This is a genomic window from Campylobacter concisus, assembly GCF_002913765.1.
GTDB classification, from domain to species: domain Bacteria; phylum Campylobacterota; class Campylobacteria; order Campylobacterales; family Campylobacteraceae; genus Campylobacter_A; species Campylobacter_A concisus_BB.
The window spans coordinates 336,771-359,286 of sequence record NZ_PPCH01000025.1; the positions used below are offsets into that span (position 1 = coordinate 336,771).

The window sequence follows — 22,516 nt, forward strand, 5'->3', positions numbered from 1 at the left end:
CTTATTTAGAAATGTCTTTGCCGAAGTATTTAAGCGAAATTTCGCTTAAAACTCCTTCTTTGCTAAGCTCATTTAGGGCATAATTTATCTTATTTAGTAGCTCTTTGTTACCTTTTTTAACAATCGCGGCCGTATACATCGGCTCATCGCCAGCTTCGATGATCTTTATAGGGGCGTTTGGATGTTGTTTGATGTAGTCATAAAACATCACAGCATCATCTATCGTATCATCAGCTCTTTTTGTGATGATCAAATTTATCTGATCGCTCAAACTATCAGCCACAACTAGCTTGGCGCCATACTTTTCAACTGTCGGTATCCACATGCTATTTACTGAATGCACGCTTCTTTTGCCTTTTAGATCAGCAAAACTTTTGATGTCACTATTATCTTTATGCACGACGATGGCCGAGTAAGAGACCATATATGGCACGCTGTAGTCATACTTTTTCTTTCTCTCGTCTGTTATGCTTACTTGGTTAAACACCACGTCCGCCTTGCCAGCGTCAAATGCCGCAAGCATCGCATCCCATGAAGCTTCGATAAATTTTGGCTTTACGCCTAGTTTTTTAGCCACGGCTCTTGCTATCTCCACGTCATAGCCCATTAGCTCATCTTTTTCATTGTGAAATGAAAATGGCGAATAAACGCCTTCCGTTGCTATCCTTATAACGCCATCTTTTTTGATCTGCTCGTAAGAATTTGCCAAGGCAGAATTTAAAGAGAGCAAACAGCCAACTACGCAGAGCGCACCAAATTTAAAAGCACTAGAAAATTTCATACAAAACTCCTTCATAGAAAAAATAAAATCAATAACGGAATTTGCAAAAAAAGATAAAAATTTAAGATTTATGCAAATGTCAGTCGCAACTGCGACCTATGTGATATTTTGGCGCTATTTTATCACAAAAATAAAAGGGCGGCACCTCACTCCGCTAAAAGTGAGACCGCTAGAGCTTTTACCCCCTTAAAATCAACCTTGCCGCTTGCAAGCGTTGGGATATCATCAACGATAAATATATAACTTGGCATCATTATAGGAGCTAGGCTGCTTTCTTTTAAAATTTGCTCGATATTCTCAGGCTCTGTGCCACTTTTTACTAAAAGTGCGATCGCTTCACCTTTTTTGCTATCTGGCACGTTTGCGCTGCTAAAGACGACGTCGCCCCCAAGCACCTTTGCAAGCTCTTCTTCGACACTTCCAAGGCTTATCATCTCGCCGCCTATCTTGGCAAATCTTGAATACCTATCGACGATAAACACAAAGCCGTTTTCATCGATGTGGCCTTTATCGCCAGTTTTATAGTATCTTACGCCATCAATGTGCGTGATGACCTCGCTTGTTTTAGCTTCGTCATTTAGATAGCCCTTCATCACCTGCGAGCCGCCGATGACGATGAGCCCGTCTGTGCCAGTTTCTAGCTCTTCAAGCGTTTCTGGGTCGATTATCTTGATGATAGTGCCAGGCAGAGGCATGCCAACGCTGCCAGGTCTATTAAATGTAAGCTCTTTTAGGCTCTCTTTTTCTAGGATATTTGGCATATTTACAGCAGCTACTGGCGCCGTTTCGGTCGCGCCATATCCTTCATAAATTTCTATGCCAAATTTGAGCCTAAACTCGTCTTTTATCTCAGGTTTTAGCTTTTCAGCCCCAGCTACGACCATTCTGGCACTTTGAAACATCAGCGGATGAAGCTTTTTGTTTCTGGTGTAGAGCCTAAAGAACGTTGAGGTGCCAAAGATGATGCTAGCGCTGTGTCTTGCGGCCATTTTGCCGATAGTAGCTCCGTCTGTTGGGTCAGGCACGCTTACCATTTTTATGCCCTCGCAAAGTGGCATGAGCGTGGTGACTGTTAGGCCAAATGAGTGAAATACTGGGAGCGAGTTTAAGATCACGTCGTCTTTTTTGAAATTTAGAAGTTCGCTTATTTGCTTAATGTTTGCAAGTAAATTTTTGTGGCTTAGCTCGATGCCTTTTGGCTCGCCTTCGCTGCCGCTACTAAATAAAATGGTAGCCGTATCCTCTAAGCTTACACGCTTGAAATAGCAAAGCTTAATAAGCCAAACTGGAGCAAAAAACGCGGTTAAAAGTGCTAAAAATTTCTCTTTTTTTGAGACGCTGGCTGAGAGATCTTCTGCAAATTTAGCCTTGCCGCTCATCGCATCTTTTAGATCAAAGCCCTTAAGTGCGAGCTTTTCAAGAAATTTACTTGAGGTGATCACCGTGTTTATATTTGCCTTTCTTAGGGCGTGATTTAGCGAGGTAACATTAAGCGTATAGTTTAAATTTACGCTCACTTTGCCCCTGGCAAGAAGCGCCATATTTACTATCGCTGCGATGCTTGAGCTAGGCAGCAAGATGCCTATATTTTTCTCATCTTTTAGCTCTCGTTTGAAAATTTTGATAAAGACTAAAACGGCTGTTATAAATTTCAAGTTGCTTAAATTTAGCCCAGTGCTGTCGCTCACGCACTCTTTAAATTTATTTTCTTTTGCGTTATTTAGCCATTCCTCTGTTAGTGGTTTTTGCCTTGAGATAAAGCTCTCCCATGATGAAAAGCTAAGCTCAAGCACCTTTTGCTTCATCTTTGCAGCGTTTATAAATGTAGTTATTGGCTTGCCAAAGGCGACGATGATGTCGCGTCTGCCATTTTTAGAAGTGAGGTCTTTGTAAAATTTACTAGCTCTTGAAAAGCTCGAACCCCAAAGACCACGAAGATAAAATGGCACGATGCAAATTTCTTCTAGATCTCTGATGATAAGCTCAAAGCCCTTTTGAAATTCATTTATCTGACCGTTGTAGCTGATGTGGCCCTCTGGGAAAAGTGCGACCACTTCGCCATTTTTTAGGCACTCTCTAACTAGCTCGATCGACTCTTTGCTAGCCCCTGCGCCTATTGGGATCACTTTAAAAAATTTAAAAATTTGCTTTAGATACCATTTGTTATAGATCGTTCTATACATGACAAATCTTATGCCCCTTGGGCTTGCAGCTTGCAGCACGAGCCAGTCGATCCAGCTGATGTGATTGCCAAGAAGTAGCGCGCCGCCACTTTGTGGTAAATTTTGAAGTCCCTCAACGAAAAAGCGGTACTTTGTCTTTAAAAATGGCAGTAAAAGCAGCCTTGTAAAAAGGTGTGGAAGCTGCAAAATGGCGTAAAAACTGCCGAGCAAGCAAACAAGCGCTGTAAAGACAAAAAGTCCAGTGGTTGAAATTTCAAAATATACTAAGCCTATGCCAATGGCTAGAAATAGCAGCATTGAGACGTTTTGTAAGAAGTTGTTTGCCGCCATTATCTTACCGGTGCTCTTTTGTGGGGCGAAATACTGGATCATCGCATTTAGCGGCACTATAAATATGCCTCCAAAAAAGCCAAATGCAAATGAGCTAAGGCTCACTACGCCGATGCTTGAGCCAAATGCGAAAAATAATAGCGAGAAAAATATACCAATAGCGCCCATCGGCACGATGCCAAGCTCGATATGAAGCTTTGACATAGAGCCAGCCACGTATGAGCCAAATGCTATGCCTATGGCGCTTACTGCAAGGATGGCTTGCACTGCTAGAGAGCTGTCGTCATTAAAAACTGCCTTGTAGTGAGCTGGAAAAGCTGCGATGATGATCTGAGAAATTCCCCAAAATATGCTAAGACCAGCGATGCTTAGCCAGATATTTTTATCTGATCTTACCTCTTTTAAATTTTCTCTTAAGTAGCTAAGGCTGATGTATCTTTTAAGCTCAAATTCTCCGCTTTGTTCGTTCGTTTCGCTGATATAAGGTAGCTTGTAGGCAAAAAATGCTTCAAGTGCGCTAAATACGACTAAAAAGATGCCGATAGGATAGACGCTTTTTAAAATTTCTTCTGAGTTTTCGCCTTGGATGTATAAATTTTCAAATATAAATGAAAACAAAAATGAGCTAACAAGTATCGCTACGATGGTGAGTGCTTGGATGATGCCGTTTGCTGTGCCAAGTCGCTCAGTGCCGACAAGTGCTTTGATGATGCCATATTTTGCTGGCGAGTAGATCGCACTTTGAGCAGCTAGTATGAGAGTGAGCGCAAATGCAACGCCAAAGGCACCCAAAAGGTAGCTAATAAGCACCGCAACGCTGATAACAACGCCAAAGACGGCGCATATTCTAATAACCTTTGTCTTTGCAAATTTGTCATTTATAAAGCTTGAAGGCGAAAATAAAAATATAAATGGAAGCAAGATCATCGCATTTATAACGGCTGTCAGGATAAAAAGCGTGTCGCCTGAGTAGGTCTTTAAAAGGACGTTTTGAATTGTTATTTTGTGCGCTAGATCGACACTTGCGTTTAAAAATGCGATCGCAAGGTAGGGCAAAAAGCCAGTGACTTTTAGTAAATTCCTCATGAATAAAGCCTTTTTGGATTTAAAATTTTGTAAATCTAACAGCAAAATATTTAAAATATCATTAATAAAAAACTCTAGCCATAAATTTTGTGGTGAAATTTCTTTGAAAAAATTTAAATTTTATATGCTTTTTGATAAAATCCGCCTATCAAAAATAAGGAAAAATTTATCATGGACTATGAAATCATCGTCGTTGGCGGCGGACATGCTGGCATTGAGGCAAGTCTTGCGGCTGCTAGAATGGGCAAACAAACTTTACTGATCACGATCTTAGCCGAGCAAATAGGCGCTGCAAGCTGTAACCCAGCCATCGGAGGCCTCGCAAAAGGACATCTTGTAAAAGAGATCGACGCGCTTGGCGGTCAGATGGGGCTTACGACTGACGCTGTTGGTATCCAGTTTCGCGTGCTAAATGAGAGCAAAGGCCCAGCAGTACGTGGTAGCCGCGCTCAGATCGATATGGATAGATACCGCGTTTATATGAGAAATTTGCTTTTAAACACTCCAAATTTAGAAATTTCTCAAGAGATCGCCACTGAAATTTTAAGCGAAAATGGCGAAGTAACTGGCGTTAAAACCCACCTAAATAACATCTATAACGCAAAAAAAGTGATAATTACAACTGGCACATTTTTAAACGGGCTAATCCACGTTGGATTTAACAAACTTGAAGCTGGCCGTGTTGGCGAGCTAAGCGCAAAGGATCTAAGCTCTAGCCTAAGAGAGCTTGGGCTAAATTTAGGCAGGCTAAAGACTGGAACATGCCCAAGGATCGACGCAAAAACGATAAATTTTGAAATTTTAGAAAAGCAAGATGGTGACGCAAAGCCAGTTGCATTTAGCTTTAGAACTAAAAATTTCTCCCCAACGCAGCTACCATGCTACATCGCCTATACAAACGAAACCACGCATGAGATAATCCGCTCAAATTTCGATAAAGCACCACTTTTTACAGGTCAGATAGAGGGTATCGGACCAAGATATTGCCCAAGTATTGAGGATAAGATAAACCGCTTTGGCGACCGCGATAGGCACCACCTTTTCATCGAGCCTCAGACCCTTGAAGCGACAGAATACTACATAAACGGCTTTTCAACGAGCCTGCCTTATGAGGTGCAAGTGCAGATGCTCCGCTCTGTAAAGGGCTTTGAAAATGCCAAAATAGTAAGGCATGGATACGCCATAGAGTACGACTACGTCGAGCCAACGCAGCTAAAACACAGCCTTGAGACCAAAAAGGTAAAAGGGCTATACTTGGCTGGGCAGATAAATGGCACGACTGGATACGAGGAGGCCGGCGCTCAAGGGCTAATGGCTGGTATAAATGCAGCGCTTTCACTTGATAACAAAGAGCCGCTCATCTTGCGCCGTGATGAGGCGTATATCGGCGTTTTGATCGATGATCTTGTCACAAAAGGGACAAAAGAGCCATATAGGATGTTTACGAGTAGGGCGGAGTATCGCTTGCTTTTGCGTGAGGAAAATGCTATTTTAAGGCTTGGCGGGTATGGTCATGAGCTTGGGCTGCTTGATGATGAGACTTTTAATGAGATAGAAAATATAAGAAGAAATTTAAAAGAGGGGTTAGAGTTTTTAAACGAGACTCAGATCACGCCAAGCAAGGCAAATTTAGAACTTTTAGCAAGCCTTGATGAAGAGCCGATCAGCCAAAATGTGAGCCTACAAAAGATAGTCGCTAGAAAGAGCTTCACGGCTGAGAAACTAAGAAAGCTTGATGAGAGATTTGTAAATTTAGACGATGCGAGCATGGATCAAATTTTAACCGAGTGCAAATATCAGCACTACATCAGCGAGCAAAAAAATCAGATAGAAAAAATGAAAGATATGATGGATGTGAAAATCCCTGAAAATTTCGACTTTAGAAGCATAAGCGGACTTAGCAACGAAGTGGTCGAAAAGCTTGAGAAATTTGCCCCGCCAACGCTCTTTGCGGCGAGCGAAATTTCGGGTATCACGCCAGCAGCGATTGACATTTTGCATATCTACATAAAGATGAGCGAACGCAAATGATGACAAAATGAATAATTTAATATTAGCCTATATAATCAGGTTTTTAAAAATACCATTGTTTGTACTTTCCCCTTTTATTCTATGTAATATATTGTATGGACTATTTTGTAGATACGTTTACAACCCATTTGAAGCAAATAGAATTTATATATTTATAAAGTTACATGAAGATAATCCTATAATTATGTTCTTAGATAGTTTATTTTATAAAACTTACTCTATTATAAGTAACATAGATATACTAAGGAATGTTCAAAGTATTTTTATGCCTGTCAATAGTATATTATTTGTAGTAGATTTGTTGTATTTGTTATATTTCTCAATTACAGGTACAGGCATTATTATTATCCTTATTTTTTTTAAAAAACTAAATAAGCTTAATATGATTAGAAAAAATACAAATTTTTTTAGAAGTCTTGCCAATAATTACATCGAAATAAAATTATTAGATATTGAAATCAGACTTTTGATGACAGATAATATTGCATGGTATTTAGCGCAATTTTCATTATTTTTTTTCTTTGGATATATACTGTACCCATATATAATGGAAGTATATATTGTTATATTAGACAATATTATGACTTTGTTGCCGATACCTTTTATTGGCATATTGTCTACTTTTTTTCTAATTTTTGTCGTGTTAACTACCCCACTAATAAGTCTTATTGTTTCTTTTTCTCTTATGAGAATATTTTTCAAAAAAAATATTCTCATAAACCTTTTTCAAAAAATTATTATAAAAAATTTTATACAACTAAATAATATTGAGAAAGAAAAATATGGAAAAAATACAAATACTCTAAAGAGGATAGCTATTTTTAATAACCCAATAATAAAAAATACTTTTAAAAACTATAAAAAATGAGTTTTTATTTATTATTAATATGATTTTTATTGATATCAATAAAATTGGTTTTGACTATGGCAAATACAAAAATATGTTTTTAAAATGTTTTATATTAATTTACAATAAAACAATGAAATATAAGATGACATATGTAAAAACTTATAGAAAGTAAGAGACTTCTCGTGAGAACATAAAACTTTACGCTTTTTATAGCATACGAGTATTTTTGGAAAATTACAATCATACTTAATTAAATATTATTTTTACAAACTATATTGTGAGATTATAGTTTTTTAATTTTTTGAGAGTATAATCGTTTAAATTTTATTTATAGAAAGGAAATTAATGTCAGTAAAGCAAGAAAGACGAAGCTTTATCGGCCTTGCGTTTGGTGCCGTGGCAGCTGTTGGTGGTGTGATGTCACTAGTTGCCATGAAAAAGACCTGGGATCCGCTCCCTAGCGTAAAAGCCGCTGGTTTTACAACTGTCGATCTAAGCCCGATCAAAGATGGCGAGATGAGACAGGTTGAGTGGCGTAAAAAGCCTATTTTCATCCTCAAAAAAAGTCCAGATATGGCTAAAAACGACAAGAGAGATGTTGTCGTTGGAGATGCGAGGTATGTAGTTCTTATCGGACTTTGCACGCACCTAGGATGTATCCCTGAGTATAAAGCGAGCAAGCAAATGTTTGTCTGTGCCTGTCATGGCGGCGAATTTAACGTTGATGGCGTGCAAACATACGGACCTCCACCAAGACCGCTTGATATCCCACCATTTAAGATCGATGGTACCAAGCTAGTTCTAGGCGAAACAAGCCCAGAATATGAAAAATTAGTAGCTAAAGCTTAGGAGGTTAGCGATGTCTTTATCTCACAAATCAACTGGCGTTATTGACTGGCTTGACCAACGCCTAGCTTTTACAAAGCTTATGAAGGTTTTAGTTAGCGAATACTGGATACCAAAAAATATAAATTTCCTTTGGGCGATGGGCGTTATCCTAACGACACTTTTCTTACTTTTGATCATCACTGGCTATTTGCTTATGATGTATTACAAACCAGACATACATTTAGCCTTTGATAGCGTAAATTACACTATCATGCAAGAGGTCGAGTATGGCTGGCTTTGGCGTCATATCCACGCAGTTTCAGCTTCTACGATATTTCTTATCATGTATATCCACTTGCTTACTGGACTTTACTACGGCTCATACAAAAGAGGCAGAGAGGTCATTTGGGTAAGCGGTATGGTGCTATTTATCTGCTTTTCAGCAGAGGCATTTAGTGGCTATATGCTCCCATGGGGTCAGATGAGCTACTGGGCGGCTACCGTTATCACTCAGCTTTTTGGTGGTGTGCCAGTTATCGGTGATGCTTTGGTTGAGTGGATCAGGGGCGATTACGCAGTTGGCGACTCAACGCTTACTAGATTTTTCATGCTTCACGTATGCTTGCTACCACTTGTAACTATCGTTGTTTTGGTTATCCACTTCTACTCATTAAGGGTTCCTCATGTAAATAACCTAACAAGCGAAGATATCGACTTTGACGTAGAGGCTGAGGTTTATTTGCACGGCGACAGAGCAAAAGCTAAAGTTATACCATTTTGGCCAGGATTTTTGGCAAAAGACTTTATGTATGTATCATTTTTCATGATCTTTGTCATATATCTTGTTTGCTATCACTTCAACTTTGCGATGGATCCTATCAACTTTGAGCCAGCAAATCCGCTAAAAACTCCACCACACATCTACCCAGAGTGGTACTTCTTGTGGCAATATGAAATTTTACGTGGCTTCTTCTTTGATATAGCTGGAATTTCAGCTTATAATATCGGTCTTATCGCATTTGCATTCGCAGGTGTTGCCTTTATGCTTATACCTCTTTTTGATAGAAGCGACCTTGTGGCACCAGCACACAAAAGACCACTATTTTTCGTATGGTTTTGGGTGCTAGTTGCTGACCTTATCGTATTATCTATATATGGCAAGCTCCCAACAGGCGGCATCAACGACTGGATAGGATTTTACGCGTCACTGCTATTTTTAGTGCTATTTATAATCGCACTTCCAGTTATCACAATACTTGAAAGAAAAAGGGGCTAATCATGAAAGAGCTTAAAATTTTTGCCATCGTTGTTATTCTTTCAGGTATTTTATACTGGGGTATCGAGCCTTACGCTCACACAAAGCTTCATCCGCACACTGCAAATGCTGAGTACAACTTCTCAAAAGAAGATACTGACTACGCAAAGCACTTTTTAGAGCAGAAAAAAGAAGCGCTTGAGGCTGCAAAAGCTAGTGGTAATAAAGCTAGTATAGAAGCGGCTACAAAAGACGTTGAGACAGCACAAAAAATTCTTGATGACTACACAGCTTTTTGGGCTGATATAAACTCGATCGACCTTGCAAAAGGTGACGCTGCAAAAGGCGCTGAGACATTTGGCGCAGCTGGATGCACAGGATGCCACGGCATCGAAGCAGCCGGCATGCCAGCTAGTATGGACGCTGAGACAGCTAGCCAAAGCTTTGGCGTAGTGCCACCAGATCTTAGCACAGCTGGTAAAATTTATGACGAGAGATTTTTAGCTGCACTCATCAAAAATCCAACTATGGCTGTAAAACTATCTCATAAATTTAATGACGAGCATCCTTATCCGATGACAGCATTTATGGGTGCTGGCGGCGATATAAATGCTGAGATCGCTGACATAGTTGCTTACCTTAAAAAGGTATCAGCTGACGCGGATGCAAAGAGCAAGATCACTGACGAGAAAGTATTTGCTGATGCATGTCAAAGATGCCACGATATGAAGTATGATAAAAAGTATGCTTTCAGCAACAAAGTAAGCCTTGCAGCATATATGGGCTCAAACCCACCTGATCTATCTATGATGATCCGCTCAAAAGGTGCTGACTACTTGCATAAATTTATAAACGATACTCAAAAGATGCTTCCAGGCACTGCGATGCCTAGAGTTGGCTTAAACAAAGCTGCTGAAGACGACATAGTATCTTACATAGAAAAAGTAGGCGACAGCAAAAAAGCTGAGCGCGAGAGCACAGGACTTTATGTCATGATCTACTTCTTCATCTTAGGAATTTTTGCTTGGCTTTGGAAACGCAAAGTCTGGAGCGAACTCCACTAAAATTTAAGAGCCTTTTTGGCTCTTAAATTCTCTCTAATAAATTTACATATATAAATAGGTATTCTTTAAATTTATTCTTTTATAAATTTAATCAAGCTTTTTTAAATTTATTTGACACTATTGCAAATTTTAAAACTTTCACTCACTCGCAAGAATTGACTACTGATTTTTGTATGATACTTCCATAAAATCAGAGCCGAAATTACTCGCTCATGAAATTTAAAATTTACTGAGGCTTACCGATATACAATCGCATGCAGTGCGTAGCACTAAAGCATGCCCCTCTAACGTGCGAGGGGATTGAGGGATCTAAAGGGAGATAAGGGGACGGCTTCGTAATTCAGGTCCCCTTGTCTCCCTTCTTAATAAAAAAACTGACAAATTTAATAAAGCTGTCTTTGCAAATTTTAAAACTTTCACTCACTCGCAAGAATTGACTACAGATTTTAGGTCTCGCAAAGCTTGCCACTAAAATCAGAGCCGAAATTACTTACTCATGAAATTTTAAAATTTGCCTTTATTGATCAACTAGCTTAAATTTAGAGGTTAAAAGCATTTCAGAAATTTGCTTGAATTTTGCGCATGTGATATACCGATGCTGTCTTGCATACCTAGTGTGCAACAGGTATTTGGCAAAAGATGTGGCAAATGTGAGGATATTAACAGCCACTAAGCGAGTAAATTTGTATTTTCTAGCAAATTTACTCAGCAAAAACCACATAAATTTACGCAAAACAGCTAAATTTAACTCGCCGTAAAGCCACACTAAACGGCTAAATTTCTTTGGCGATCTTGCTCATTTTGTTTATCAGCTCTTCACGCTCGCTTGATTTTAGGTTGCCGTATTGAAGCTTTGTCATCATCTGCATGAAGTCAAACTGTTTAAACATCTGCGCATCGCTCTTTAGCTCTTTTTCAAGCTTCTCATAGATCTTTTCTGTCTCTTTGTTCGCTTTTTCTAAATTTTGCAAAAAGCTTCCAGTAGCGCTTGCATCAAGGTCGTTTTTCGCTGCCTTGTTGATAGCGTTTTTTAAATTTGATAAATTTTCAGAAATTTTCATCTGCACTTCCTTTTGGATTTTAAAATTTAGAGCAAATTTTATTCCTAAATTTCATCCCACCATTTTTTTCTAGGTGGATTTTGAACGGTGAAAACCTCTCCGATCATCGGTGTTGCGTAGTTTAGCTCAAGTTTTGTAGCCGCCTTTTCAAAGCGCTTGATCGGCTCATCCCAAGCGTGATAAGAAAGATCAAATTTGCCCCAATGCACCGGCACGCCAAGCCTTGCACCAAGATCTTTTAGCGCTTGCGCTGACTCCTCTGGCTTCATGTGCAAGTAAGGCCAGCCATCGCTGTAAGCGCCATTTTCTATGAAAACTAGATCAAAGCCACCAAATTTCTCATTTATCATCTTAAAATACTTACCATATCCGCCATCACCGCTAAAATAAAAGCTAAAGTCAGCCTCCTCTACCGCCCAGCCGCCCCAAAGCGTGGTATTTCTTTTAAATGTGCGCCCGCTAAAGTGCCTTGAGGGACAAAAAGTAAAGTTTAAATTTCCTATCTTTTGCTCATTAAACCAGTCAAACTCGTAAATTTTATCTGCGTTTACGCCCCATTTTACGAGGTGAGCCTTGACGCCAAGCGGTACTAGAAATTTGGCTATCCTATCCTTTAGCTCAAGGATTGTTTTATAGTCAAGATGGTCGTAGTGATCGTGCGAGATGAGGGCGATGTCGATCACCTCTGGGTAGTCGCTAGCGGTGATGGCGTGCTCGTAGGCAAAGGGCTTGCCGCCAACTGGCAGAGGGAATGCTCGGTGCAAAACTGGGTCTGTGATGATGGTTTTGCCATCAAGCTTGCAGATTAGGCTAACGTGCCCAAGCCAGATAAACTCGCCATTTTTGAGGGCGTTTGCGTCAAATTTTAAATTTGGCAAAGGACACTTTGGCAGCTTGCCCTTTGGTGGAAAGAGCGCTTGGAGGGTGAAATTTAGCATAGATGCTTGCGGACTTTTCTTTACTAGATCGATTGTCGGCTCTAAATTTATAAAAACTTTGCCGTTAAAATTTGGCGATGCTTCCATGAGCTTTTGACTCTTAACATCTGGCGTGCCGCCAAAAACTGGGGCAAATTTTATAAAAACAAAAACTGAAGCAATAAATAAAACTATAACTATAAAAATTTCCATCAATAACCTTTTTAAATTTAAAGGTTGAATTATATTTTAGGTTTTTAAATTTCAGTTTTATTTAATAAATCCAAACTTAAAGAATTAATTTTTAAGTTTAAACTTAATTAAGATAATTTTACTCTTTTTAGTAATTATCTGTTATGAAATATTAATCTTTTTTGATTAATCACACGAAAACAACGCCGTTTAATAGCATATCTTAAACTAATATAAAATAAAAATTTAATTTCAAAAATACAAAATTTGTCAGATAGCTGACGGAATTTAATCGCCAGAAGTTATAGAATTGTTTCAAAAATTTCAGGAAGGAGCGTTTGAGATGTTAAATAAAAATTTAACTATCTCTATTCATGTGATTAACAATCACTCTATTAGTGAGCAGGGCGGTCTTGCCTTGTTTTTTAGGAGGAATTTATGAAAAAACATAAATTTGTGATTGCCGATTCTAAACGCTGCATAGGATGTGCGACCTGTATGGCTGCATGTTTTAAAAGTGCTTATGAACGCGGCAAACTATCACGTGCAAGGCTAAGCGTCTTAAGAGAAGCTAGCGGTGTTATGCCGACTCAGTGCAGGCAATGCGACGATGGCCCTTGCGCAAATGTATGCCCAACTGGAGCGTTGCGATTTAACGATAATTGCATCGAGCTTCACGAGGAAATTTGTATAGGTTGCAAGATGTGCACGATCGCTTGCCCTTATGGTGCGATAAGCTCAAGTGCAGAGCTTATGCCTTCAGTAAATTACGCTGTCGAGCCAAAATACTATCTTGAAGTAGAGTCTCAATCAGGCGCAAAAAACATCGCAGTAAAATGTGATATGTGCTTTGGCCGTGAAAATGGACCAGCTTGCGTTGATGTATGCCCAACAAGCGCTCTTATAATGGTTGATCCAGAAGAGGGTAAACATAAGCTTGGCAAGAGGATAGACTACGAAGCAGCGAATAAATTTGCTACTAAAATTTTAAACGGACAAGGAGCATAAGATGACTACGGTTTATATGCTATTTCTTGTAAGTGCCGTCGTTAGCATCTTGCTCTACTGCGCTCCAAAAGCCGCTGTTAAAGTTGGTTTTGGACTAAGTGCTATAAGCTGCTTTTATGCGATGTGTCACTTCGTTGCAAATATGGGAGTAAGTGATAGCTTTGCTCTTATGGATGGCTTTTTGTATTCGCCAAAATTTGCACTAAATCCACTTGGAAATTTCTTCAGCTTTGTCGTTGTTTTCATCGGATTTGCAAGTAGTGTTTATGGTATGAGCTATGCAGAAGAGTACATAAAAAAAGCAAATGTTGGTGTGTTTGCATGTTTGTTTAACACATTTATCCTTTCAATGCTTCTAGTAATCAGTGCTGACAATGTATTTTGCTTTGTTGTTTTATGGGAGCTTATGACTCTTGTATCATCATTTCTTATCATCGTCAATGACGGTAAAAATACACTTAAAGCGGTTATGGTATATCTTGGTATCGCACAAATCGGTGCATTTTGTATAACCTGTGGCTTGCTTATCACAGCTTACTATGCAGGAAGCTTTGAATTTAGCGCATTTATGGGTGTTAAGATGCCATTTGGCGCTTCTGCTGCTGTATTTGTACTATTCTTGGTCGGCTTTGGTAGTAAGGCTGGTATGTGGCCATTCCACGTTTGGCTTCCACAAGCTCACCCGGCAGCACCATCAAACGTTTCAGCCCTTATGTCAGGCGTTATGATTAAAGTTGCTCTATTTACACTAGTTAAATTTACACTTTACCTACCACTTAGCACATACTTTGGTCTTACAATACTCGCTCTTGGTGCAGCTAGCTCACTATTTGGTGTTTTATACGCTCTTTGCCAACACGACTTCAAAGCCTTGCTTGCTTATCACTCAGTTGAGAACATAGGCATCATCTTACTAGGTCTTGGTACTGGTATCTACGGCGTTGCAGCTGGAAATTTAACACTTGCAGCAGTAGGTTTTCTAGCAGGTTGCTACCACGTAGTTAACCACGCTATATTTAAAGGTCTGCTTTTCCTTTGCGCTGGTTCAGTTATCCACGCTACTCATACACAAAATATGGACATCCTTGGTGGTCTTGCTAAAAAAATGCCATGGACAAGCCTTGGTATGTTTATAGGTATCATGGGTATCGCAGCTTTACCTCCAGTAAATGGCTTTGTTTCAGAGTGGTTTACATATCAAGGTATGCTTCAAGGTGCTATGGGAGAAGGAACATTAGTTAGATATGCATTTACACTTGGCGTTGTAGCTCTTGCGCTAACAGGCGTTTTGGTTGGTATGCACCTTAAACTTTACGCTGTTATCTTTGCAGGTACTCCAAGAGATCAAAAAATTTGGGAAAATGCTAAAGAGAGTCCGATAGGTATGGTTCTTGGTATGATCATCCTAATGATAGGCTGCGTTGGCTTTGGTCTTGGCGCAAACTACATAGTTGATTACATCATGCAAGCTGTAAATTCTATCGCTATAAGCGACTATAAAGCTAGCCTTGGTGCTATAAATGTAACTTCACCTATGGGCAGCATGATCTCAACTCCACTTATCGCTTTAGTCCTATGTGCGACTATGATTTTGCCATTTATCATCCTTGCTGTTATGAAAGCAAACAGAGATAAACCGCGCGAAACTGATCCTTGGGCTTGTGGCTTTAAATATAGCTCACGTATGCAAATGACAGGTGGTCCATTCACTGGCGACCTTAGAAAGATTATGCAATGGCTATTTAGAGCTGATAAAAAAGTAGTTACTAGAAATTATTTTGACGCGGTTGAGTATCACAACCATCCAAAAGATATTTGGTGGGGAATGTTTTATGAGCCAGTCATTAAATGGTGTGTGAAATTTGCTGATAAGTTAGGTATCGTTCAAAGTGGTTATACAAATGTATATGCACTTTATATCTTGCTATATCTTTGTGTCATACTTGCTGTGGGCTACTTTTTAGTTTAGGAGACGAAAATGCAAACTATACTTTTAATGATATTTCAAGTAGTCGTTATCGTTTTGGTAGCTCCTTTGTTTGATGGTATGGCAAGAAAACTTAGAGCTAAACTTCAATCAAAACAAGGTAGCGATTTCTTTCAAACATATCGCGACATTATAAAGCTTTTTAGAAGAGGAAGAACCGTCCCTGAGTGCTCTCACTGGGTATTTAGATGGGCTCCATTTTTCCTTTTTGCAACTTCAGCTGCAGTGCTAGCTGCTATACCTATCACTTATAGCAAAGACACTGTATTTGGAGCATATTCAGATATATTTGTTATCCTCTATCTTGGTGCGCTACTTAGATTTGTATTTGGTGCAGCTTCAATGGATAGCGGCAACCCATTTGCAGCAACAGGTGGCGGCAGGGAGCAAATGCTTGGTGTTTATGTTGAGCCAGTTATGATTATGTGCTTGATCGTAGTTATGCTTGCAGCTAAAACATCAAATTTAGTTGAGATCCAAGAAATGGTAAGAACTGGCGTTATCGGATATCAAATTCCAAGTTTTGCCGTTGCTTCTATCGCATTTTTGTGGTGTATGTATGTTGAGACTGGTAGAAAGCCATTTGACTTAGCTGAAGCAGAACAAGAGCTTCAAGAGGGTGTTCTTGGTGAGTATGCTGGTAGCGACCTTGGCTTAGTTCAAGCATCACTTATATTAAAACAGTTTGCTATGATCGGACTTTTCCTAAGCATATTTGAGCCATGGAATTTTAGCAATCCTTTCTTAGCTATTATCGTTTTTGTGATAAAAACTGGAGTATTTTACGTCGCAGCTGTATTTATAGACAACTTTGGACCACGCTTTAAAATGACTTCATCTTTACGCAAAAATGCTCTTGGTGCACTTGCTATTTCGTTTGTTGCACTAACACTTTATGTAGTAGGAGCGTGAGATGCAAACACTAGATATATTAGCCATTTGCATGATCGTAACTTCGCTTGCGGTTTTTGGTCTTAGAAGCTTGAAACTCTCAATCATCGCTTATGCGATAGAGACACTACTTTTAGTTAGTATATTTTTCTTGCTATCTGAGAAATTTAACGCTGAGCAGCTAAAAACTTGGGCGATCGTTGCGTTTTTTACCAAAGTTCTTTTCGTGCCAGGAATTTTGTTCTGGCTTATCAAAAAACTTGGCGTAGTTAGCGAAGATGAGCCAGTTGGTGGATTTTTTGTAAGTCCTGTTATTGCTATGGGATTTTCTCTAGCTCTTTCAATGAGTATCCACCCTATATTTTTAAAATTCTCTCTTATCAAAGAAGAGATCATGCTAATCGCTGCTGGAACAGTCTTTATGATGGGAATTTTTGGCTTTATGCTAAGAAACTCATTTATAAAACAAATTCTAGCTTACTGCTTGTTTGAAAACGGTATCCACCTAAGCCTTGCTCTAATGGCTTACAACTCACATGAGCTAGTTGAGCTTGGAATTTTAACAGATGCGATATTTGCTGTTATTATCATGAGCGTTCTAGCGATTAGATTTTATAAAGCTTATGATAGCTTAGATACTTCTAAAGCTTCAAATTTAAGGGGTTAGAGATGGATAGTTTAGCTTTAATACTTATCTTACCGCTCCTTGGTGCTTTGATCTTGTTTTTAAGTCCTAAAAACTATGCAGTACTTAGCGGACTTCATGTCTTGTTTTCTGCTGCGACATCAGTGGCTTTACTTAACAATGTTCTTAAAGTTTTAAGTGGCGGAACTTTTTATAGTTTTGATAAATTTTTATTCTTAGATAGCTTAGGCTGTGTTTTCTTGGTGCTTATCGCTGTAACTGGATTTATAGTAAATTTCTACTCTATCCATTACATGAGATGGGAACTTGAAGATGGACACATCCACTTAAGCGATCTTAAAAAATACTACGCACTAAGCCATGTATTTATCTTTACAATGACTTTAAGCGTTATTTGCAACAACGTTGCGTTTATGTGGGCAGCTATCGAGGCTACTACACTAGCTTCTGTATTTTTGGTTGCTATACACAAAGATCAAAAATCAACAGAGAGTGGTTACAAATACATCGTTCTTTGCTCAATCGGTCTAGCATTTGCTCTTTATGCAACCGTTCTTCTATACTCAGCTACATATAGCACACTAGGAGACGGAGAGGCTTCTATGCAGTTTTCAAGCATAATGGCTAACGCTAAAAATTTAAACCCAGATGCAGCAAAACTTATCTTTGTGTTTGCGCTAATTGGTTTTGGTACAAAAGCTGGTCTTGCTCCAACTCACACTTGGTTGCCAGACGTTCACGCTGAAGGTCCAGCACCTATCTCAGCATTGCTATCAGGCGTACTTTTAAAATGTGCGATGCTTGCACTTTTAAGATACTACGCTATCACAGCTCAAGCAGTTGGATTTAGCTTTGTTGAAGGCGTGATGATCGTTTCAGGAACTATCACACTTTTTGTAGCAGGATTTTTCCTAATAAGACAACACAACGTAAAAAGAATGTTTGCATACCACTCAATCGTTCACATGGGTGTTATCGCATTTGCACTTGGTGTTGGCGGTAAATTTGGTCTATTTGCAGCGATATTCCACTGCTTAGCTCACAGCTTCACAAAAGCTTTGGCTTTCTGCTCAACAGGTAACATAGCAAGAATTTACGGCCACAAAGATATGAGTAAGATGGGCGGCATGGTTAAGATCGCACCTATTACAACTATTATGTTTGGTGCAGCTGTATGCTCACTAGTTGGTGTTCCAGCATTTGCTATATTTGTTAGCGAATATAACGTCTTCGTTGGAGCTATCACAAGTGGTCAATATATCGCAGTTGCGCTATTTGCTATTGCACTTGCAGTTATTTTCATAGCTGACTTTGCGCACTTTAATATGGCAAGCTTTGGCGAGCCAAAAGGTGTGGTTGTTCATAATAAAGAGATGAGTTTGTTTGAAAATTTACCTCTTATAGCACTCTGTGCCCTTATCATAATCTTTGGCGTATGGCACGTAGATAGCTTTTATACGCTAGTAAATAACGGTGTTAATATAATGATGGGAGCTTTAAAATGAGAGGCGATAAATTTGTTGAAATTCTAAAAACAAAGGTAAAAATTTTAGAAGTAACTCGTCAAGCAGACGATCAGATCACAGTTTTGGTTGATAGAAATGATCTTCCACTAGCTGTTAAGACACTTTATTATGATATCGGTGGCTTTATAAGCACTATGATACCAAACGACGAGCGCCAGATAAATGGCTGCTATGCGCTTTACTATGCTATCTCAATGGAAGGTAGCAAGATGACTGAGGCCGACGACTTTGCAGCTGAGGATAAGTGCTTTATCACAGTTAAAACACTTATCCCAGGAAGCGATCCGACATTTCCATCAGTTACTCCACTTGTACCAGCTTGTGTCTGGTATGAAAGAGAAGCTTATGATATGTTTGGCCTAGTAGCCGAGGGACTACCTGATAAAAGACGTCTAGTTTTAAGTGATGACTGGCCAGACGGACTTCACCCACTTAGAAAAGATGCTATGGACTACCGCTACCGCCCTGATCCAGTTGATCACAGAGATGAGCCTGATGCGGAGTTTTTATTTCCAACAGGCGATGCAGTAGTCGATGTGCCACTTGGACCACTACACGTTACATCTGATGAGCCAGGTCACTTTAGACTTTTCTGCGACGGTGATGAGATTATTGACGCTGACTACCGCTTGTTCTATCAACACCGCGGTATGGAGAAGCTAGCTGAAAACAGAATGAACTATGATCAAATGGGCTATCTTGCAGAGCGTGTTTGCGGAATTTGCGGTTATGCTCATGCTATAGCTTGTATCGAAGCAGCAGAAAAAGCTATCAAGCTTGAAATCCCACTAAGAGCTCAAGCTATACGCGTCATCTGTCTTGAGATCGAGCGTCTTCACAGCCACCTTTTAAATATCGGTCTAGCTTGTGAGGTTACTGGTAACTACAATGCTTTCATGCATATCTTTAGGGTTCGTGAGTACTCTATGGAGCTAGCTCAACTTGTAACTGGCGGACGTAAAACATACGGCAACGTTGTTATGGGTGGCTTAAGACGTGATATGACAAACCATGAGATCAAAAAAGGCTTAGAGATCATCAACAAACTTGACATTCAAATTTCAGAAATTTGGGATGCAGTTTTGGAAGATAAACGCCAAATCGGACGCTGGAAAGGTGTAGGTATCTTGGACCGCCAAATAGCACGTGACTTTAGCCCAGTTGGTCCAAACATGAGAGGTTCTGGCTTTAAACGTGATAACCGCTACGATCACCCATACGACTTCTTCAAACAGATAGAATTTGAAGTAGCAGTTGAGCATGGTTGCGACGTTTTTGCTCGTGAGATGGTTAGATATAAAGAGCTAAAAAGCTCTATCCACATCATTCGCCAATGCTTTGAGATGATGCCTCAAACACCTATCATGATCGATCCTGTGACTATGATCAAGCCTGAGAATTTCGCACTTGGTCACGATGAAGCACCACGTGGTGAGAACGTTCACTGGATCATGCAAGGTAGTGCTCAAAAAGTATATCGCTGGAGATGTAGGGCTGCGACATATAACAACTGGCCAAGCCTAAGGTATCAATTTAGAGGAAACAACATAAGTGACGCTGCACTTATCGTTTGCTCACTTGACCCTTGCTACTCATGCACCGAGCGTGTTACTTTGGTTGATGTAAGGACTAAAAAAAGTAAAATTTTAACAGAAAAAGACCTTAAAAAATTCTGTCAAGATGGCGGGGTTAGTAAGAAGGATTTAAGATGATGAAGTTATTTGACATCACAGAAAAATATGGAAAGGCGACATACGCCTATCCATTTGAGCCATATATTGTGCCTGAGAATTTCCGCGGTCAGCCAGACTATACATACGATCTTTGTATAGGTTGTGCAGCTTGCGGTATCGCTTGTCCTAGTAACGCAATAGAGCTTAAGATGAACGATGAGCAAACAAGGCTTGTTTGGCAGTTTGACTGTGGTCGCTGCATATTCTGCGGTCGCTGCGATGAGGTTTGCCCAACTGGAGCCGTAAGACTTAGCGATAGCTTTGAGCTTGCGGTTAAATTTGACAAGAGTGCTCTTATCCAAAGAGGCGAGCTTGAGATGCAAACTTGCAAATGCTGCGGCAAACCATTTACGCCAAAAAGGCTTATAAATTTCACCCTTGAAAAGCTTGGCACAGCAAATTTACTCCCAGGTAGACTTGAAGAGGCAAAAGAGTACCTTTTTATCTGCCCAGAGTGCAAGAAAAATCAATCTGCTGAGAGGCTAACAAAAGGCGTTGAGGAGGCTATAAAATGAGTCTATATCAAGTCCCAGAGGACATAAAAACAGCAAATGACCTAACTGCAAAGCTAGAGCATTTAAAAAATATCAAAAGAAGCTTTAGCGTTTATAGGATCGACTGCGGAAGCTGCAACGGTTGTGAGATCGAAATTTTCGCTGCTATCACTCCGATGTGGGACCCAGAGCGCTTTGGATTTAAGCTTGTAGCAAACCCAAGACACGCTGATATCTTGCTTTGCTCAGGACCAGTCACAAGACAGATGTACTACCCACTTCTTCGTGCTTATGAAGCAGCTCCAGATCCTAAGATCGTAGTTGCTTTTGGTGCTTGTGGAAGTACTGGTGGAATTTTTCATGACGCTTACAGCGTTTGGGGTGGTATAGATAAGATCATACCAGTTGATGTCTATATCCCAGGCTGCCCTCCACACCCAGCAAGTGTTATTTATGGTCTAGGTATGGCTCTTGGCATCATTGATCAAAAGCTACACAAAAAAAGCTATGAAAATGATAGCACCACACCTCCTCCAGTTAAAAAGTCAGTAATGGGCGATATCTTGTTTGAACGTGACTTGCATGCTGAAAGTAAAAGGCTGATGAGTTATATCTTTGGTAGAACACTATTTGAAAAATATATGGACGCTATCAAAGCCTCAAGCGATATCCACAACCCAGAGCTTGCACGTGAAGCGGTCATAGCAGCTATCAAAAAAGAAGATGATCCTAGATATGCTGAGTGCATGGCACTTTTACACAACGATGTCTATCTAAAATATGCAAAAGCTGGTAAAAATTTTGCGATTGATGTTGATAGTGAGGTTTGGAGTAAAAGATGATACAAGTTTATAAGCTTACAAAAAGGCATATGGACGACAACGAAAAGCTTCCACGCGAGCTAAAGGAGATAAAAGTTTTCTCCACTTGCGTGGGGCACGGCGTTGGTACGATTGATTTTAGTGAGAAGATCTTAGAGCTAAGCGATGAGGAATTTGACGAGATGATCAAAAACTCAGGCGAATATGTGAAATTTAAGATCGGAAATTTAAGCAAGTATTTTGAAGTTGAAATTTTTGCTGAGCATATCGCTAGACTCTTGCCACAGCTTTGTGAGTGTAAGCTTAAAGAAATTTTGGCAAATTTAAAAGAGGGATATATCGTGCTTAGGAAGGACTTTTGATGAAAAAGGCCATCCTTTGCATCGGTAATCCTATGCGTGGCGACGATGATGTTGGCAATGAAGTCGGCCGCATCGTAGAAACTGAGCTAAAAGAGTGGAAGGTCTTTTTTGGGCAAGATGTGCCTGAGAACGAATTTTCAGCTATTAGAGAATTTGCGCCTGACATTTTGATAGTAGTCGATGCGATGAGCGGCTTTGATGAGGATAAGATAGAGTTTTTTGACCTAAGTGACGATAGAGACTACATCTACTCAACCCACAACCTACCAACGCCGGTGCTTTTAAGTTATTTGCGTAAAATTTGCCCAAAGACGCTTTTTCTTGGCATTAGTGTCTTGCTTGAAAATGTCCTTGATTTTGAAGAGGGCCTAAGCGAGCAGGCTAAAAAAAGTGCCAGAAAAGCTTTTTTAAGAATTGTAGAGATTGATAAAAATTTAGTTGGTTAAATTTAGTAAGAGCTAAATTTAATC

Annotated in this window: 19 protein-coding genes; 15 read left to right on the forward strand and 4 right to left on the reverse strand. The window is 39.7% G+C overall.

Going from position 1 to position 22,516, the window contains the following annotated elements:
- Window position 1 precedes the first annotated feature (1 nt).
- Entirely contained in the window at window positions 2-781 is a 780-nt protein-coding gene (locus CYO89_RS08520; RefSeq protein ID WP_103597969.1) for an amino acid ABC transporter substrate-binding protein, read from the reverse strand.
- Window positions 782-927: 146 nt separating this feature from the next.
- On the reverse strand, window positions 928-4,380 hold the full coding sequence (locus CYO89_RS08525; RefSeq protein ID WP_103597970.1) for an acyl-[ACP]--phospholipid O-acyltransferase: 3,453 nt from the start codon (window positions 4,378-4,380) through the stop codon (window positions 928-930).
- 171 nt (window positions 4,381-4,551) lie between these two features.
- Between CYO89_RS08525 and mnmG the strand changes: the two genes are divergently transcribed.
- The 5 genes from mnmG to CYO89_RS08550 all read left to right on the forward strand — a co-directional run bounded on the left by mnmG (window position 4,552) and on the right by CYO89_RS08550 (window position 10,408).
- Window positions 4,552-6,411: a tRNA uridine-5-carboxymethylaminomethyl(34) synthesis enzyme MnmG gene (gene mnmG / locus CYO89_RS08530; RefSeq protein ID WP_103597971.1), complete on the forward strand. Its 1,860-nt coding sequence runs from the start codon at window positions 4,552-4,554 to the stop codon at window positions 6,409-6,411.
- A gap of 265 nt (window positions 6,412-6,676) precedes the next feature.
- Window positions 6,677-7,279, forward strand: a complete 603-nt coding sequence (locus CYO89_RS08535) for a hypothetical protein (RefSeq protein ID WP_141090735.1) — start codon at window positions 6,677-6,679, stop codon at window positions 7,277-7,279.
- Window positions 7,280-7,606: 327 nt separating this feature from the next.
- Window positions 7,607-8,110 (forward strand): ubiquinol-cytochrome c reductase iron-sulfur subunit, encoded by a 504-nt coding sequence (gene petA, locus CYO89_RS08540; protein ID WP_103597973.1) that lies wholly within the window; start codon window positions 7,607-7,609, stop codon window positions 8,108-8,110.
- 10 nt (window positions 8,111-8,120) lie between these two features.
- Window positions 8,121-9,365 carry a cytochrome b gene (locus CYO89_RS08545; protein WP_103597974.1) on the forward strand — a complete coding sequence of 415 codons (1,245 nt, stop codon included), beginning with the start codon at window positions 8,121-8,123 and terminating at the stop codon, window positions 9,363-9,365.
- Window positions 9,366-9,367: 2 nt separating this feature from the next.
- On the forward strand, window positions 9,368-10,408 hold the full coding sequence (locus CYO89_RS08550; RefSeq protein WP_103597975.1) for a c-type cytochrome: 1,041 nt from the start codon (window positions 9,368-9,370) through the stop codon (window positions 10,406-10,408).
- A gap of 773 nt (window positions 10,409-11,181) precedes the next feature.
- Here the strand turns inward: CYO89_RS08550 and CYO89_RS08555 are convergent.
- Window positions 11,182-11,469, reverse strand: a complete 288-nt coding sequence (locus CYO89_RS08555) for a hypothetical protein (RefSeq protein ID WP_103597976.1) — start codon at window positions 11,467-11,469, stop codon at window positions 11,182-11,184.
- A 44-nt stretch (window positions 11,470-11,513) separates the two neighbouring features.
- Window positions 11,514-12,599, reverse strand: coding sequence for an MBL fold metallo-hydrolase (locus CYO89_RS08560; RefSeq protein WP_103597977.1), 1,086 nt, complete (start codon window positions 12,597-12,599; stop codon window positions 11,514-11,516).
- Window positions 12,600-13,016: 417 nt separating this feature from the next.
- Between CYO89_RS08560 and CYO89_RS08565 the strand changes: the two genes are divergently transcribed.
- The 10 genes from CYO89_RS08565 to CYO89_RS08610 are packed head-to-tail and all read left to right on the forward strand — an operon-like array spanning window position 13,017 to window position 22,492.
- Window positions 13,017-13,586 carry a 4Fe-4S dicluster domain-containing protein gene (locus CYO89_RS08565; RefSeq protein WP_002939266.1) on the forward strand — a complete coding sequence of 190 codons (570 nt, stop codon included), beginning with the start codon at window positions 13,017-13,019 and terminating at the stop codon, window positions 13,584-13,586.
- Window position 13,587: 1 nt separating this feature from the next.
- Window positions 13,588-15,555 (forward strand): proton-conducting transporter membrane subunit, encoded by a 1,968-nt coding sequence (locus tag CYO89_RS08570; protein ID WP_002939304.1) that lies wholly within the window; start codon window positions 13,588-13,590, stop codon window positions 15,553-15,555.
- A gap of 9 nt (window positions 15,556-15,564) precedes the next feature.
- Window positions 15,565-16,485, forward strand: coding sequence for a respiratory chain complex I subunit 1 family protein (locus CYO89_RS08575; protein WP_002939300.1), 921 nt, complete (start codon window positions 15,565-15,567; stop codon window positions 16,483-16,485).
- Window position 16,486: 1 nt separating this feature from the next.
- The gene (gene hyfE / locus CYO89_RS08580; protein WP_012001181.1) at window positions 16,487-17,131 is read left to right on the forward strand and encodes a hydrogenase 4 membrane subunit; all 645 of its coding nucleotides are present in this window, start codon (window positions 16,487-16,489) and stop codon (window positions 17,129-17,131) included.
- Window positions 17,132-17,133: 2 nt separating this feature from the next.
- Window positions 17,134-18,615: a hydrogenase 4 subunit F gene (locus CYO89_RS08585; RefSeq protein ID WP_012001182.1), complete on the forward strand. Its 1,482-nt coding sequence runs from the start codon at window positions 17,134-17,136 to the stop codon at window positions 18,613-18,615.
- Window positions 18,612-20,348, forward strand: coding sequence for an NADH-quinone oxidoreductase subunit C (locus tag CYO89_RS08590; protein WP_009294856.1), 1,737 nt, complete (start codon window positions 18,612-18,614; stop codon window positions 20,346-20,348). Before CYO89_RS08585 ends, CYO89_RS08590 begins: the two co-directional genes overlap by 4 nt.
- Window positions 20,345-20,884, forward strand: a complete 540-nt coding sequence (locus CYO89_RS08595; protein WP_002939210.1) for a formate hydrogenlyase complex iron-sulfur subunit — start codon at window positions 20,345-20,347, stop codon at window positions 20,882-20,884. The genes CYO89_RS08590 and CYO89_RS08595 overlap by 4 nt, the downstream gene beginning before the upstream one ends.
- Window positions 20,881-21,705 (forward strand): NADH-quinone oxidoreductase subunit B family protein, encoded by an 825-nt coding sequence (locus CYO89_RS08600; RefSeq protein WP_103567767.1) that lies wholly within the window; start codon window positions 20,881-20,883, stop codon window positions 21,703-21,705. Before CYO89_RS08595 ends, CYO89_RS08600 begins: the two co-directional genes overlap by 4 nt.
- Window positions 21,702-22,046, forward strand: a complete 345-nt coding sequence (locus CYO89_RS08605) for a formate hydrogenlyase maturation HycH family protein (RefSeq protein ID WP_021084790.1) — start codon at window positions 21,702-21,704, stop codon at window positions 22,044-22,046. Before CYO89_RS08600 ends, CYO89_RS08605 begins: the two co-directional genes overlap by 4 nt.
- The gene (locus CYO89_RS08610; protein WP_021087517.1) at window positions 22,046-22,492 is read left to right on the forward strand and encodes a hydrogenase 3 maturation endopeptidase HyCI; all 447 of its coding nucleotides are present in this window, start codon (window positions 22,046-22,048) and stop codon (window positions 22,490-22,492) included. The genes CYO89_RS08605 and CYO89_RS08610 overlap by 1 nt, the downstream gene beginning before the upstream one ends.
- Window positions 22,493-22,516: the final 24 nt, after the last annotated feature.